12 protein-coding genes and 1 pseudogene are annotated in these 15,432 nt (G+C 71.6%); 4 read left to right on the top strand and 9 right to left on the bottom strand.

The annotated features are described in order from the left end of the window. The first annotated feature begins 51 nt into the window (after positions 1 to 51). Complete coding sequence (locus tag AB0H87_RS14285; protein ID WP_360144127.1) at positions 52 to 1,491, top strand: aldehyde dehydrogenase family protein; 1,440 nt, start codon at positions 52 to 54, stop codon at positions 1,489 to 1,491. 10 nt (positions 1,492 to 1,501) lie between these two features. Continuing rightward, positions 1,502 to 1,969, top strand: coding sequence for an NUDIX domain-containing protein (locus AB0H87_RS14280; RefSeq protein WP_360144124.1), 468 nt, complete (start codon positions 1,502 to 1,504; stop codon positions 1,967 to 1,969). A 5-nt stretch (positions 1,970 to 1,974) separates the two neighbouring features. On the opposite strand, the gene AB0H87_RS14275 is transcribed toward AB0H87_RS14280, so the two are convergent. From AB0H87_RS14275 to AB0H87_RS14255, 5 genes are all read right to left on the bottom strand, one after another. Continuing rightward, complete coding sequence (locus AB0H87_RS14275; RefSeq protein ID WP_360144121.1) at positions 1,975 to 2,550, bottom strand: hypothetical protein; 576 nt, start codon at positions 2,548 to 2,550, stop codon at positions 1,975 to 1,977. Between the two features lie 106 nt (positions 2,551 to 2,656). Then, positions 2,657 to 3,850 carry a saccharopine dehydrogenase C-terminal domain-containing protein gene (locus AB0H87_RS14270; RefSeq protein WP_360144118.1) on the bottom strand — a complete coding sequence of 398 codons (1,194 nt, stop codon included), beginning with the start codon at positions 3,848 to 3,850 and terminating at the stop codon, positions 2,657 to 2,659. Further along, complete coding sequence (locus AB0H87_RS14265) at positions 3,850 to 5,244, bottom strand: FAD-dependent oxidoreductase (RefSeq protein ID WP_360144115.1); 1,395 nt, start codon at positions 5,242 to 5,244, stop codon at positions 3,850 to 3,852. The genes AB0H87_RS14270 and AB0H87_RS14265 overlap by 1 nt, the downstream gene beginning before the upstream one ends. Then, on the bottom strand, positions 5,241 to 6,041 hold the full coding sequence (locus tag AB0H87_RS14260) for an ABC transporter permease (RefSeq protein WP_360144112.1): 801 nt from the start codon (positions 6,039 to 6,041) through the stop codon (positions 5,241 to 5,243). The genes AB0H87_RS14265 and AB0H87_RS14260 overlap by 4 nt, the downstream gene beginning before the upstream one ends. Beyond that, positions 6,041 to 6,895 (bottom strand): ABC transporter permease, encoded by an 855-nt coding sequence (locus AB0H87_RS14255; RefSeq protein ID WP_360144109.1) that lies wholly within the window; start codon positions 6,893 to 6,895, stop codon positions 6,041 to 6,043. Before AB0H87_RS14255 ends, AB0H87_RS14260 begins: the two co-directional genes overlap by 1 nt. Here AB0H87_RS14255 and AB0H87_RS14250 point away from each other — a divergent pair. Further along, positions 6,860 to 7,006: pseudogene (locus AB0H87_RS14250) on the top strand (glyoxalase); the annotation flags it as partial. The gene AB0H87_RS14255 and the pseudogene AB0H87_RS14250 sit on opposite strands and share 36 nt — an antisense overlap. Positions 7,007 to 7,055: 49 nt before the next feature. On the opposite strand, the gene AB0H87_RS14245 reads toward AB0H87_RS14250, so the two are convergent. Beyond that, positions 7,056 to 7,766, bottom strand: coding sequence for a neutral zinc metallopeptidase (locus AB0H87_RS14245; protein ID WP_360144106.1), 711 nt, complete (start codon positions 7,764 to 7,766; stop codon positions 7,056 to 7,058). A gap of 225 nt (positions 7,767 to 7,991) precedes the next feature. Here AB0H87_RS14245 and AB0H87_RS14240 point away from each other — a divergent pair, with 225 nt between their 5' ends. Next, entirely contained in the window at positions 7,992 to 8,645 is a 654-nt protein-coding gene (locus AB0H87_RS14240; protein ID WP_360144163.1) for an HAD family phosphatase, read from the top strand. Between the two features lie 129 nt (positions 8,646 to 8,774). Here AB0H87_RS14240 and AB0H87_RS14235 read toward each other — a convergent pair whose 3' ends face one another. The 3 genes from AB0H87_RS14235 to AB0H87_RS14225 form a co-directional block, all read right to left on the bottom strand. After that, positions 8,775 to 11,312, bottom strand: coding sequence for an ABC transporter permease (locus AB0H87_RS14235; protein ID WP_360144103.1), 2,538 nt, complete (start codon positions 11,310 to 11,312; stop codon positions 8,775 to 8,777). After that, entirely contained in the window at positions 11,312 to 12,067 is a 756-nt protein-coding gene (locus tag AB0H87_RS14230; RefSeq protein WP_360144160.1) for an ABC transporter ATP-binding protein, read from the bottom strand. Before AB0H87_RS14230 ends, AB0H87_RS14235 begins: the two co-directional genes overlap by 1 nt. Before the next feature lie 331 nt (positions 12,068 to 12,398). Beyond that, the gene (locus AB0H87_RS14225; protein WP_360144100.1) at positions 12,399 to 14,939 is read right to left on the bottom strand and encodes an ABC transporter permease; all 2,541 of its coding nucleotides are present in this window, start codon (positions 14,937 to 14,939) and stop codon (positions 12,399 to 12,401) included. Between the last annotated feature and the right edge of the window lie 493 nt (positions 14,940 to 15,432).

Here is a 15,432-nt window from a genome sequence, read left to right as displayed (position 1 = left end):
GTCTATCGCCACCGTTTCCGCGAGGGTTGACGCTGGGCTAGGCTCCGGACCGTGGACGAGCGCGCGTTCTACGTAGCCGGCCGGCCCGAGCACGGCGCCGACCCCGTGACGATCCGGCACCCGTACGACGGCCACGCCGTGGGTGCGACCACCACAGCGACGGACGAACAGGTCGAACGGGCGGTCAGCGCGGCGGCGGCCGCGGCGCCGGCGGCCCAGGCGCTGCCGGCGCACGCCCGCGCGGCCGCCCTCGACCACGTATCGGCACGGCTCAAGGAGCGCGCCGAGGAGGTCGCCCAGCTGATCACCGCGGAGAACGGCAAGCCGCTCAAGTGGGCGCGCGCCGAGGCGGCCCGGGCGGTGTCGACGTTCCGGTGGGCGGCCGAGGAGGCGCGCCGGTTCGCGGGTTCGCTGCAGCGGCTCGACACGGACCCGGCGGCGACCGGCCGGCTCGCGGTGGTGCGCCGGTTCCCGCGCGGCCCGGTCCTCGGCATCACGCCGTTCAACTTCCCGCTGAACCTGGTCGCGCACAAGGTCGCCCCGGCGATCGCGGCCGGTGCGCCGATCGTGGTCAAGCCCGCGCCGGCGACTCCGCTCAGCGCCCTGCTGCTCGGCGAGATCCTGGCCGAGACGGACCTGCCCGAAGGCATGTTCTCCGTGCTGCCGCTGCCCAACGAGCGGGCGGCGGGGCTCGTCGAGGACCCACGGCTGCCGGTCGTCAGCTTCACCGGCTCGGGACCCGTCGGCGCGGCGATCCGCCGGGCCGTGCCTGACAAGCACGTGACGCTGGAGCTGGGCGGCAACGCGGCGGTGCTGTTGTGCGAGGACTGGACGGCGGACGCCGACCTCAACTTCGCGGCCGCGCGGATCGCGACGTTCTCGAACTACCAGGCCGGGCAGAGCTGCATCGCGGTGCAGCGGGTGTTCGTCCACGAGTGGATCTACGACGGCTTCCTGCCGCGGCTGGTCGAGGCCGTCTCCGCGCTGCGCACCGGCGACCCGTTCGACGAGGCGACCGACGTGGGCCCGCTGATCTCCACGGCCGCGGCCGAGCGGGTCGAGTCGTGGGTGGACGAGGCGGTGACGGCGGGCGCGGCGATCGAGGTCGGCGGCCTGCGCGCCGGGGCGACCTATCCACCGACCGTGCTGTCCCGCGCGCCGAAGTCCGCGAAGGTGAGCCGCGAGGAGGTGTTCGGGCCGGTGCTGGTGGTCGAGCCGGTCGCGGACGACACGGCGGGCTTCGCCGCGATCAACGACTCGGCGTACGGGCTGCAGGCCGGCGTCTTCACCCGCAACCTGCAGACCGCCTTCGCGGCACAGCGCACGCTGGAGGTCGGCGGCGTGATCGTGGGCGACGTGCCGTCGTACCGCGCGGACCAGATGCCGTACGGCGGCGTCAAGGGTTCGGGTGTGGGCCGCGAGGGCCTGCGCAGCGCGATCGACGACTACACGGAGGCCCGCGTCATGGTCCTCACCGACCTGGACCTCTAGCCTTCGGTACGTGGCGAAACAGAGCGCGGGGATCCTCGCCTACAAGCTCGTCGACGGCGAGGTCGAGGTCCTGCTGGTGCACCCGGGCGGCCCGTTCTGGGCGAAGAAGGACCTGGGCGCCTGGTCCCTTCCCAAAGGTGAGTACGCGGACCCGGACGACCCGTTGCAGGCCGGCCTGCGCGAGCTGGCGGAGGAGACCGGCCTCGTGGTCGCGGCCGCGGACTGCGTCCCGCTCGGCTCGGTGAAGCAGAAGGCCGGCAAGGTCGTCGCGGCGTGGGCCGTCGCGGCCGACTTCGACCCGGCGCGGCTGCGCAGCAACACGTTCGAGCTGGAGTGGCCACCGCGGTCGGGCAACCGGCGCGAGTTCCCCGAGGTCGACCGCGCCGAGTGGTTCGACCTGGCGACCGCCAGGCAGAAGCTGGTCCCCGCGCAAGCGGAGTTCATCGACCGCCTGGCGGCGCACCTGTCGGCCGGCTGAGCCGGTCAGGCCTCGCCGACGTTGGGGCCACGGCGGCGGAGTTCGTCGACCGCGCCCATCGCGTCGCGCAGTTCGCCGAGCCACTGGTCCGCGTGCTGGCCGACCAGGCGGACGCACCAGGCCAGCGCCTCCGAGCGGCTGCGGGCCACGCCCGAGTCGACCAGCGTGTCCAGGACCTGGCGGTCCGACTGGCGCAACCGCGTCATCACCGGCGCCGAGAAAGTGGTGAACAACGCCTCCGTGTCACCGCAGGTCGCGCCCCAGCTGACCTTGCGACGCCAGCGGTGTTCGACCTGCTGCGCGATCTTGATGCGCTGCTCGCGGGTGTCCTCGCGGTGCTGGGCGATCCGGCCCTGCTGCGCCGACGCGCGGTCCGCGTCGGAGGCGCCCTCGGCGAGCTGCGGCGACGGCAGGTGACCAATGATCATGACCTCGTCGCGGTCGATCGTGACCGTCGGCGGCTCGGTGAACCAGCCGTCCGGCACCGCACCGGTGATCCACGCCGCCAGGCCCTCGGCCGGTGGCGGCTCGGCCCGTCCGCCGCGCGGCCCTGCTTCCCATGGGCCTCTGAAACCTCTCATGGTGCACCTCCCGCTGTTCGCTTACGCCGTTACTTGATTACAGCATTACACCGTTGCGGGCGCATGCACAGGCGACGGAGGTTCGCCCTCAGCGGAACGGAACGGGTCAGCGCATCGCCCACGGCGAGCCGTAGGCGACCAGCAGGTCCAGGAAGGGCTTCGGCGGAAGCGCCTCCGGGCCCAGCACGCCCGCACCCGACCAGGCGCCCGACGCGAGCAACTCCAGCGCCACGACGGGGTTGACCGCGGTCTGCCAGACCACCGCCTGGTGGCCGTACTCACGCATCGACCATTCGTTGTCGACCACGTGGTAGAGGTAGACCTCGCGCGGCTCGCCGGAGACGCCGGTGCCCCGCACCCACGTGCCCGCGCAGGTCTTGCCGCGCATCCGCGGGCCCAGCGTCGCCGGATCCGGCAGGCAGGCCGCCACCACGTCGCGGGGTGCCACGGACACGTCGCCGACCTTCACCGGGACCGTCGAGTCCAGGCCCAGCCGGTGCAGCGTGCGGAGCACCGAGATGAACTCGGCGCCCAGGCCGTACTTGAAGGTCACCCGGCGCGCGTCCACCCAGCGCGGGATCAGCAGCACCTCTTCGTGCTCGACGTTGACGCACTCCACCGGCCCGATGCCGGCCGGGAAGTCGAACACCTCCGGCTCCGAGAACGGCTCCGTGGTGAACCAGCCGCGCCCGCGCTCGTAGACCACCGGCGGGTTCAGGCACTCCTCGATCGTCGTCCAGATCGAGAACGACGGCGCGAACGAAGAGCCGTCGACCACGAGGTTCGAGCCGTCCCGCACGCCGATCTCGTCGATCGAGGTGAACAGCTCGTCGGCCGCGTAGCGGGCGAACACATCGGACAGGCCCGGCTCGACGCCGATGCCGACCAGCGCCAGCCGGCCCGACTGCTCCCAGAGCGACGCGGTGGCGAACTGTGCGGCGCCGAGCACCACGCCCGTCGACGCGTAGGGCTCCGTCGGGTGCGGCTGCGACAGCGACATCGCCATGTCGAGGTAGTCCGCACCCGCCGCGAACGCACCGTCGAAGATGGACATGACGAACCGCGGGTCGACGGCGTTGAAGACGTGCGTGGCGCCTGCGGCCAGGTCCCGCACCTCGGTCGACGAGGAGGCGTCGACCCGGGCGGCGGTGAAGCGCGGGTCGTCCAGCGCGTCGACCACGCGCTGCGCGCGATCGAGCGAGTAGTCCGCCACGACCCAGGACGAGAAGAACGTGCGGCGGGCGGCGATCGCCGTGGCCGCCGCGCCGACGCCGCCGGCGCCGATCTGCAGGACGCGCATCAGGAATCGAACCCCAAACCGAGTCTGTCGAGGGTACGCAGCCACAGGTTGCGCCGGCCCTTGTGCGCGTCGGCGTGCGCCATCGACCAGCGGGTCGCGTTGATCACCAGGGCGCGCAGTGGTTCCGGCGGGAACGGGACCGGGCGGCTGCGTACGAAGTCCAATGTGGTCAAAGGGGTCTCCGCCCCGGAGAGGAGATCCAAGGCGACCCGGGCACCGAATCGGCTCGCACCGACGCCGAGGCCGGTGAACCCGGTCGCGTACGCCAGCCGCCCGCCGAACGCCGTGCCGAAGAACGCGCAGAACCGGGCGCAGGTGTCGACCACCCCGCCCCAGCGGTGGGTGAACGTCACGTCCGCGAGCTGCGGGAACGTCTCGAAGAAGTGCCCGGCCAGCGTGCGAAAGGTGGGCGCTTCCCGGGCGAGCGACGGCGCCATCCGGTTGCCGAAGTGGTAGACGGCGTCGTACCCGCCGAACAGGATCCGGTTGTCGGCGGTCAGCCGGTAGTAGTGGAACTGGTTGCCCGAGTCGGCCAGGCCCTGCCGGCGCCGCCAGCCGACCGACGCCAGCTCGCCGGCGGTCAACGGGCGGGTGACCAGCGCGTAGTCGTAGACCGGCACGACATAGGCGCGCAGCCTCCGCAGCAGCGGCGGGAACGCGCTGGCGGCCAGCACGACGCCGCCGGCCCGCACGGAACCGCTCTCGCACCGGGCCAGCACGGCACCGCCGTCGCTGGACAGGCCGGTGACCCGCGTGTGCTCGAAGATCCGCACCCCGAGGGACAAGCAGGCCGCGCGCAGGCCCCAGGCCAGCCGGGCCGGGTCGAGCATGACGGTGCGGTCGCGGTGCCAGACGCCGCCGAGGTACGTGGGCGAGTCGACCTCGGCCCGCACCTCGTCGCGCCCGAGCACCAGCACGTCGTGCCCGTGCCGGCGGGCCAGCGCGGCGTCCTCGGCCAGGTCCGCCACCTGGTGCTCCTCGACCGCCAGCTCGATCTCGCCGGTGCGCTCGACGTCGCACCGGATGTCGAACAGCGCGACCGTGGCCAGCAGCGCGTCGAGGTTGGCCTGGCCGAGCATGTCGAGGGTGGCGATCTCCCCCGGGAACCGGGCCGCGCCGTTGGCCAACCCGTGCGTCAGTGAGGAGGCGCAGAAACCGCCGTTGCGCCCCGACGCCGCCCAGCCGCAGGTGCCCGCCTCGACCAGCACGACGTCGCGACCCGGGTCGTCCTGCTTGGCCTGCAGCGCCGCCCAGAGGCCCGAGTAGCCGCCGCCGACGACGAGCAGGTCGGCCGACGTGTCGCCGGTGAGCGGAGGCAGTGGGTCGGGGCGCTCGGGACGGTCGAGCCAGAAGACCCGGGGCTGCGCGTCCGCGAGCGCCCGACCGACGTTCATGCCACCCGCGCCCCCCGCCGCCGCCGTACGTTGGTCGCCAGCACCAGCACCAAGGCGATCGCGAACATGGCCGTGCCGACCACGTTGACCTGCGGCGGAATGCCGCGCTGGTTGACTCCCCAAACGTACATGGGGAAGGTCACCGTGTTGCCCGAGTTGAAGTTCGTGATGATGAAGTCGTCGAAGGACAGCGAGAACGCCAGCAGCGCCGCGGCGACGATGCCGGGCAGCACCAGCGGCAGCGTGATCCGCCGGAACGTCTGGAACGGCGAGGCGTAGAGGTCCATCGCCGCCTCCTCCAGCCGCGCGTCCATCCCGGCGAGCCGGGCCTTCACCGTCACGACGACGAACGAGACGCAGAACATGATGTGTGCGATCAGGATCGTCACGAAGCCGAGCTCGAGGCCGGCCGACGTGAACAGCGCCAGCAGCGAGGTGCCCATGACCAGCTCGGGCGTCGCCATCGGCAGGAAGATCAGCAGATTGGTCGCGCCGCGGCCGCGGAACCGGTGCCGGGCCAGCGCGAACGCCATCAGCGTGCCGAGCACGGTCGAGCCGAGCGTGGCCAGCAGGCCGATCCACGCCGACCGGCCGACCGCCGCGCAGAGGTCCGCCGGGCCGCACAGGTTGGTCCAGTTGTCGGTGGTGAACGCGTTGAAGTCGTACGACAGGCGGCTCGACGGGCGGTTGAACGACAGCCCGGCGACCACCGCGATCGGCAGGAACAGGTAGATCAGCACCATGAGGCCGATCGCCAGGACCCAGTGGTCGGCGATCCAGCGCCCGATCCGGTACATCAGACCACCTCGTCGGTGCCGGACCGGCGGACGTAGGTGAAGACGATCACCAGGATGATCGCCATCAGCAGGAACGAGAGCGCGGCGCCCTGCGGTGGCTGTTGCCGCGACAGGAACGCGGAGTTGACCACGTTGCCGACCATGTTGGTGTTGGTGTTGCCGAGCAGCGCGGCGTTGATGTAGTCGCCGACCGCCGGGATGAAGAACAGCAGGGTCCCGGCGACCAGGCCGGGCATCGACAGCGGCAGCGTCACCTTGAGGAACGTGCGGGTGGGGCTGGCGTACAGGTCGCCGGACGCCTCCAGCAGCCGGGTGTCGAGCCGCTCGAGGCTCGCGTAGAGCGGCAACACCAGGAACGGCAGGAAGTTGTACGTCAGGCCGAGCACCACGGCGACCGGGGTCGCCAGCAGCCGGCCGTCGGCGCTGAGCACGCCGATGTCGCGCAGGAAGCCGACCAGTGCGCCGTTGTCCGACAGGATCGTCTTCCAGGCCAGGGTGCGCACCAGGAAGCTGGTGAACATCGGCGCGACTACGCAGATCAGCAGGAGGTTCTTCCACCGGCCGGCCTTCTGCGCGATCGCGTACGCCAACGGGTAGCCGATCACGATGCCGATCACGGTGGCGATCGCGGCGTAGGCGAAGGAGCGCAGGATCTGCGGACCCGCGTACGCGATGGCGTCCGGGTAGTTGCCGAACTCCCACGTCATCGCGTAGCCGGTGGTGACCGAGCCGGACGGGTCGTAGAGGCTGGTCGCGCCGAGCTGGAAGGCCGGGACGACGAAGAACAGGATCAGCCAGGCGCCGCCGGGCAGCAGCAGGAGGTCGACGCCCTCGTCGGCGAGGCCCCGAACCACGGCTGGACACTCCTCTTCCCGGACCGCCACCCGCACGCCGGCGGCCCGGACACCTACGCCGCGTACCTCGAGAACGCCGACGGCTTCGAGGCCGAGCTGGTCGCCGCCTGACGGATGCGTTTCTACGCCGTCGATCTCGAAGCCACTGGCTTTGCGCCGGTCAGTTGAGGTCGCAGGCCGACAGCGAACGCTCGTACCCCAGGAAGAACGACTCCGTGCGTTGCTCCGCCGTGCCGTGCGCACCGGGCGCGAACCAGGGCACGCTCGGGTCGTCGCCGACCGCGAGCAGGCCCTTCTGGAACTCGTCGAGGTCGCCGTCCTCGATCGACAGGGACTGGCCGCGGACCGAGTCGCCCAGGTAGGCACCCGCCATGCAGTCCGCCTGGAGCTCGTGGTCGATCGTCAGCCGGTGGCTGATGCCCAGGCGCGCCTGGATCGCGTGCGCGTACTCGTGGCCCAGCAGGTAGTAGAGGAACGCGTCGCCGACCTGCTGGAAGGCGGCAACGGCGAAGTTCACGTCGTACGCGATGAAGTCGCCGTCCGGGCAGTAGACCGCGTTGTTGCGGGGCACGGGCTCGCCGCCGCAGTCGACCTCGCCGTCGCGGGTGTAGCTGAGGATCCGGCGAACCGGGCGGAAGCGCTCGCCGGACTGGTCGAACACCGACGTCCAGTAGCTCTCCGCCGACTTGGTCGCGTCGCTGATGTCCCGCTCGAACTCGTCGGCGGTCATCGAGCCGTCGTCGGCCGTCCCCGTCGCGGCGGGCGGCCGACCGGCGGGCGCCGAGGGGTCGCCGGTGTCGAAACCGCAGGCCACCGCCACCGCTCCGGCGACCATCACGGCGAGCACCCGCATCAGAACGGGTCTGGTCATCGCGACGTCCCCTCTCGACCGGTGGCCTTGTTTACCCCACCCGCATGATCTTTAACGACGGCCTCACCACTCACCATTGTCTCTGCGGGGCACAAGAGGTGAACGGCCCGCGAACCCGCGTGACGTGCGCCACCGGCCCGCGCGGGGATGCCGGGCGGCGGCGGCATCCGGGCGATACTCGACCTGATGACGGATGCGGTGGAAGGCACACATCGGCCCGCGGCGGTGCTGTTCGACATGGACGGCACGCTGCTCGACAGCGAACAGGTCTGGGACATCGGGCTTCGGGAGCTGGCCAGGGAGTACGGCGGCGAGCTGTCGGACCCGGCCCGGCTCGCGATGGTCGGCGGTGACATGGAGAGCTCGATGGCGATCCTGCACGCCGACCTCGACCAGCCGTGGCGGGACGCGGAGACCTCCGCCGCCTGGCTCGTGCGCCGGATGGCCGAGCTGTTCAAGACCGAGCTGCGCTGGCGTCCCGGCGCCCGGGAGCTGTTGAAGGCCGTCCACGACGCCGGGATCCCGGCCGCGCTGGTGACCAACACCGGCCGCGCGCTGGTCGAGATCGCCATAGAGGTGATCGGGCGGCACTGGTTCCAGGCGGTGGTCTGCGGCGACGAGGTGAGCGCCGGCAAGCCGGACCCGGAGCCGTACCTGATGGCCGCCCGCCTGCTCGGCGTGCCGGCCGAGGCCTGCGTCGCGATCGAAGACTCTCCGGTGGGCGTCACGAGCGCCCTCGCGGCGGGAGCGGCGGTGATCGCCGTTCCACACGACGCGGCGGTCGCCCCGCGCCGCGGCGTACACCTGGTGGACAGCCTGACCACCGTCGACCTGGACCTGCTCGCGACCCTCACGGAACGCGCGGTCCCGACCCCCTGAACCCAGGGCCGGGACTCGGGTCCGCGGTGGGCACGACCGTCGCTCCCGCCAGACACCGCTGCGCTGCCGGGTCCGCGGTGGCCGACCGGACGGGAGTGCCCGCTCCCTGGGGAGCGGGCACCCCACCCGTTACTCGTGCGCGATCGCGCCGAGCACGTTGAGCCGCGCCGCCCGGATCGACGGCAGGATCGCCGCCACGCAGCCGACCAGCGCCGCCACGCCCAGGTAGAGCACGATCGTCGACCAGGGCAGCGTCAGGTCGGTGAAGCCCTGGTCGCGGAGCGCCCGGACCACCGCCGCGCCCAGGCCGCCGCCGACCACGACGCCCAGCAGGGCGCCGAACACCGAGATGACCACCGCCTCGACCGTGATCATCCGCATCGTCGCACCGCGGCTCAGGCCGATCGCGCGGAGCAGGCCCAGCTCGCGGGTCCGCTCCATGACCGACAGGGCGAGCGTGTTGACGATGCCCAGCACCGCGATCAGGATCGCCAGCGCCAGCAGGATCTGGATCATCACCAGCACCTGGTCGATCATGCCGGTCTGCTGCTCGGTGAACGCGGCCTGGTCGATCACCGAGACCAGCGGGTTGTCGGCGACCAGCGCCTCGAGTTGCGGCTGCACCGACGCGACCGGCGTGCCCTCGTCGAGCCGGACGAAGCCGAGCGACAGGGCGGGCTGCGCGAAGTCCTGCATCGCCGCGGCCGGCAGCATGATCTCGCCGATCGACTTGTCCGTCGGCGCGATGCCGCTGACCGTGTAGCGGTGCTCGGATCCCCGGGTCAGCTGGACCGTCATCACCGAGCCGACCGACCAGTTGTGGTCCTGCGCCGTCTCCTCGTTGACGATCACCTGGTCCGGACCCAGCGTGGAGATGTCACCCGCCACGGCCGTGCTGCCGTAGATCGCCGGGATCGGCGCCGCGTCGGTCACGGACGTGACGAACTGCTGCTTGCCGTCGACCCTGGCCAGGTCGCTGGCCACACCGACCACGTCGCGTACGCCCGGCACCTGCTTGGCCTGGTCGGCGACCGCCGGCGCGAACGTCGGCGGGCGCGGGCCGTTCTGGGTGCCCTGGATGATCAGCTGGGCGTCGATCGAGTCGACCGCACCCGCGATGCTGGTCTTCGCCGACGACGCGACCACGCCGACGCCGGTGACCAGCGCGATGCCGACCATCAGCGCCGACGCGGTGATCGCCGTGCGGCGCGGGTTCCGGCCGGAGTTCAGCCGGCCCAGTTTGCCCGGCACCGACCAGGAAAAGATCCGCCCGAGCAGGCCGACCACCGGCCGGCTGAGCACCGGGGTCAGCAGGGCCACGCCGACGAACGCCAGCAGCACGCCGCCGGCGACCAGGAGCAGGCCACCGTCCGCGTACAGGCCGATGCCGAGCAACGCCGCCGCCGCGGCCGTGACCACTCCGCCGATCGTGGTGACGCGCGTGAGCGGGCGGTCCGGGGTCGCGACCTCCTGCATGGCGGCGATCGGCGGGATGCGGGAGGCCCGCAGCGCCGGCATGACGGCGGCGATGATCGTGACCACCAGGCCGACCACGAACGACGCGATCAGCGCGACCGGCGGCACGCCCAGCCCGGCCAGGGAGAGGCCCCCGGCGAACTTGCCGGCGAGGAACGCGAGCAGGGCGCCGACCCCGATGCCGGCGCCGACCCCGATCACCGACGCGACGGTGCCGACGATCACGGCCTCGGTCAGCACCGAGCCGATCACCTGCCGGCGACCCGCACCGACCGCCCGGAGCAGGGCGAGTTCCTTCGTCCGCTGGGCGACCACGATCGAGAACGTGTTGATGATCAGGAAGATGCCGACGAACAGCGCGATGCCGGCGAAGCCGAGCAGGATGTTGTTGAAGAAGCTCAGGCCGTCCTTGAGCCCCTGTGCGTCGTCGGCCGCGGCTTCCTCGCCCGTACGCACGTTGTAGTCGCTACCCAGCGCGGCCGCCACCCGCTCCTTGAGGATCTCGGGGCTCGTGCCGTCGGTGGCCTTCACGTCGATGCTGCTGAACACGCCCGGCGCGCCGAGCATCAGCCGCTGCGCCACCGGCTCGGTGAACGCGATCTCGTTGACGCCGCCGAGGCTGTCCCGGTCTCCGCTGTAGCCGAACGTGCCGACGATCTTGAACTGTCGCTGCTTGGAGTCGAGGGTTAGCACGCCGACCCGGTCGCCGACCTTGACCTTGCCGGCCGTGGCGAGACCGACGTTGACCGCGATCTCGTCGTCGGCGGTGGGCCCAACCCCGTCGCGGAGCTGGGTGAGCTCGTTCTCGCCCAGCCAGCTCTCGCCGAGCTGCGGCGGCCCGAACGAGCCGACGGCCTTGCCGTTGCTGCCGATCAGCGTCGCACCGTCGGCGGCGACCACGCCGCGCGCCGACACGCCGGGCAGCCCTGACACGGTGGTGACCGCGGAGGCCGGAATGTTGGCCGGTACCTGCTCGCCCTCCATCTCCGAGACCGCCACCTTGGGCTTGCCGGCCACGGTCACGTCGGTCTGCGAGTAGGCGTCCGAGAAGATCGAGTCGAAGGAGCGGGACAGGGTGTCGGTGAGCACGAACGAGCCCGCGACGAACATGACGCCCAGCACGACCGCGAGGCCCGACAGGACCAGGCGGACCTTGCGGGCGAGCAGGCTCTTGAGAGTGGCCCGCAGCATCAGCGCCCCACCTCGGTCGGCGCGTCGAGCTTCTTCATGCGGTCGAGCACCATGTCGGGCGTCGGGTCGTGCAGCTCGTCGACCACGGCGCCGTCGGCCAGGAAGATGACCCGGTCGGCGTACGACGCGGCCACCGGGTCGTGGGTGACCATCACGATCGTCTGGCCGTGCGTCTTCACGGAGTCCTGGAGGAAGCCGAGCACGTCGGCACCGGACTTCGAGTCGAGGTTGCCGGTGGGCTCGTCGGCGAAGATCACCTCGGGCCGGGCGACCAGCGCCCGCGCGCACGCCACCCGCTGCTGCTGGCCGCCGGAGAGCTGGGCCGGCCGGTGGTCGAGCCGGTCCTGCAGCCCGACCGTCTTGATCACCGTGTCGAACCACGCGCCGTCCGGGCTGCGCCCCGCGATCGACAGGGGCAGCAGGATGTTCTCCTTCGCGGACAGCGTCGGCAGCAGGTTGAACTGCTGGAAGATGAAGCCGACCTTGTCGCGCCGCAGGCGGGTCAGACCGGCGTCGCCGAGCCCCGTGACCCGCGTCTCACCGATGTGCACCTCGCCCTTGGTCACCGAGTCGAGCCCGGCGAGGCAGTGCATGAGCGTGGACTTGCCGGAGCCGGACGGCCCCATGATCGCCGTGAAGACGCCGCGCTGGAAGGTGACGCTCACCCCCCGGAGCGCGATCACCTCCGCCTCGCCGCTGCCGTAGACCTTCCACACGTCGTCCGCGCGGGCCGCCACCGGATCGCTGGCCGTCACCTGGTTCCCCCTCGTCAACCGGTCATGGTCCGGCCGGACCAGGACGGTCCGGCCGGCATGTTCCATGCTGGGGGACGGAGGCAACGGTTTTCGTCCGTCCCGTGGTGGAGGCCGGTCGGATTTTCCGATGCGGGTACCCCGTACCTGACCTCAGGGTTTGTCCCCCAGTTCGGATCGGTGGATCGGCACGGCCTGCGACGGGCCCAGCTGCCGCCTGGCGGCGTCCCGGGATCACCGAGATACAACACCGGTATCCCGGCGATCCCGGGCCACCACCAGACGACACCTGGACTCCGTCTCGGCTCGCACCGATCCACCGATCCGAACTGGCTTACTCATACGCGATGGCTTGCAGGACGTTGAGGCGGGCCGCTCTGATGGCCGGGAGGATCGCCGCTATGGCGCCCGCCACAATCGCGAGGGCCAGCGTGATCAAGAGGTAACCCCACGGCACCGTCAGGGAGAGGAACTCGTCACCAAGCGCGACCACGATCGCCACGCCCAGGCCGACGCCGATGAAGATGCCGAGGATCGCGCCGAAGACCGAGATCAGGATCGACTCGACGGTGACCATCCGCCCGACCATGGCCCGGCTCATCCCGACCGCCCGGATCAGGCCCAGCTCCCGGGTGCGCTCGAAGACCGACAGCAGCAGCGTGTTGACCACGCCGAGCACGGCGACCACGATCGTCAGCCCGAGCAGCGTGTTGACGATGCCGAGCAGGATGTCGACGAAGTTGTTGGCCTGGTCGATCAGCTGCGACTGGTCGTTGACGCTGACCTCGGGGTTGTCCGCGAACAGCCGGTCAAGCTCGGCCCGCACCCGCGGCACCTGGCTGTCGTCGGCCACCTGCACGAAACCCTGCTGGGCGAACGGCGACCGGAACCCGCCCGCGTCCGCGCTGCTGATCAGCGAGCTGGAGATGGCCTGGTTGGGCTTGAACACGCCCACGACGTCCAGCGTGACCGGTTCGCCGCGCGCCGTCCGCATCGTCACCCGGTTGCCGACGCCGACGTGCAGGGCGTCCGCGGTGGGCTGGTCGAGCAGGGCCTCCCCGGGGTTGAGCTGCCGTACGTTCCCGGCCACGGGCTTCAGGTTGAAGATCGTCGAGGCCGCCTGGGCGTCGCCGGCCAGCACGAACCGGTCGCTGCCGTTGAGGTTGACCGTGTCACCGCGCAGCGCGACCGCCGAGGTGACGCCCGGCAGGGCCGCCATGGTCTGCTCGAGCTCGGGCGGGAAGCCGACGCTCGCGCCGGGCCCCTGGCTGAGGCTGGTGGTCACGGCGAGCTGGGCGTTGACGTCGCGCTCGAACGCGTTGCTGATGCCGGCCTTGGCGGACTGCGCGAACACGCCCGCGCCGGTCGCCAGCGCCACCCCGATCATCAGCGCGGCGGCGGTGACCGCGGTGCGCCGCGGGTTGCGGCCGGTGTTGCGGGCGCCGAGCCGGCCGGGCACGGACCAGGCGAACGCCTTGCCGGCCGCGGTGGTCAGCGGGCGGCTGATGATCGGCGCGAGCATGGCCATGCCGAGGAAGACGAGCCCCGCGCCGATCCCGAGGGTGAGCCAGGTCGGAATGTCGCCGACGTCGGCGACGCCGAGGCCGAGCAGCAGCCCGCCCGCGCCGAGGACCACGCCACCGGCGATCGTGAGCCTCGTGAGCGGCTTGTCCGGGGTCACGGCCTCGCGCATGGCGGCGATCGGTGGGACGCGGCTGGCCCGCAACGCCGGGATCAGCGCGGCGACGACCGTGAAGGCGGTGCCGACGGCGAGGGTCGCGACGACGGCGTACGCGCGGACGACCACCCCGCCGACCGGCAGCATCGCGTCGATGATCGCCTGGAGGGCCTTGTTGAGGATGAAGCCGACCAGGATGCCGAGCCCGAGCCCGACGATGCTGGCCGCGAGCCCGAGCAGCAGCGACTCCAGCAGGACACTCCGGTTGACCTGGCCGCGGCTCGCCCCGAACGAGCGGTAGAGGGCCAGCTCGCGCGTCCGCTGCGCGACCAGCATCGAGAACGTGTTGAAGATCAGGAAGGCGCCGGTGAACATGCCGATCAGCGCGAACACGACGAGCCCGGTCTTGAGGATGTTGACGAAGTTCGACGTGGCGCTCTGCTGCTCCTCGGCGACCTGCGCCCCGGTCCGCACGTCGTCGTCGGGCAGCGCGGCCGCGATCCGGTCCCGGAGCGTCTCGTCGCTGACCCCACCGGCGGCGGTGACGTCGATGCTGGTGAACTTGCCGGGCGCGTTCAGCAGCACCCGCTGGGCCTGCGCGAGCGTGAACGCGACGGTGGTCTCACCGGCGAGCGAGGGCCGGTTGCCGGGAAAACCGAAGATCCCGACGATTCTGTACGGCGTACGCGGCTGCAACGTGATGACGTCCGCGGTCTGCCCGAGCCCGAACCCGCTGTCCTCGCTGAGCCCCTGGTTGATGGCGATCTCGTCGGGGGCCTGCGGCGGGCGCCCCTGCCGGAGCTGGATCAGCGGGTCGCCGTCCTGCCAGGCGATCCCCTGCTGCGGCGGCCCGGTCCCACCGACCACCTTGCCGTCGGACCCGATGAGCCGCGCGCCGGCGGAGTAGACACCGGGCCGCACCTGCGCGACGCCGTCGACGTTGCTGACGGTGTCGACGTCCTGCTGGTCAAGCAGCGCGGTCGGCGTGCCGAGCTGCGCATTCTGCCCACCCGGCGTGGTGTCCCGGGCAGTGACCTCGACGTCGATGCTCTGGTTGACGGTCGAGAACAGCGCGGTGAACCCTTGCGCGAACGTATCGCCGGCCACGAACGCACCGGACATGAACATGGTGCCGAGCACGACCGCGAGCGCGGAAAGCGCAAGCCGCAACTTGTGGGTGAGCAGCCCACGCAACATGGACCGGAACATGGTCTGGCGCCCCCTTATCCGGCCGTGGGCGGCTGCTCGTCCACGATGGACTCATCAGGGCGCTGGCGGTTGTTGGCCTTCGGCGGCTCGTCCGCGTCGTCCTCGTCGCCGCCGGGTTCCGACTGGCTGTCGGGGTCGTCGGGGGTGCTTGCGCGCCTGCGCTGTTTGCCTTTGGGGGGCCGGCTCGCGGCGGGCCTCAGCCCGGCGGCACCGCCGGCCTTCCGCCGCATGGGCCCGGTCCCACGCCGCTCACCTTCAACCGCACGCGCCGCTCCGCCGTTTGCGACCTCCGCACCGGCCGGTGCGCCCTCGCCACCCACGTCCCCACCGCGCGGCTCTTCGACCGCGTCCTGCGGGTCGGTCGTCGCGCCATGCGACTCGGCCTTCGCGCCTGCGGTGTCTACCGCGCCTGCGGTGTCTACCGCGCCTGCGGTGTCTACCGCGCCTGCGGTGTCTACCGCGCCTGCGGTGTCTACCGCGC

This window comes from Asanoa sp. NPDC050611 (genome assembly GCF_040654855.1).
Classification (GTDB): domain Bacteria; phylum Actinomycetota; class Actinomycetes; order Mycobacteriales; family Micromonosporaceae; genus Asanoa.
This window is presented reverse-complemented; position numbering and strand designations above follow the sequence as displayed.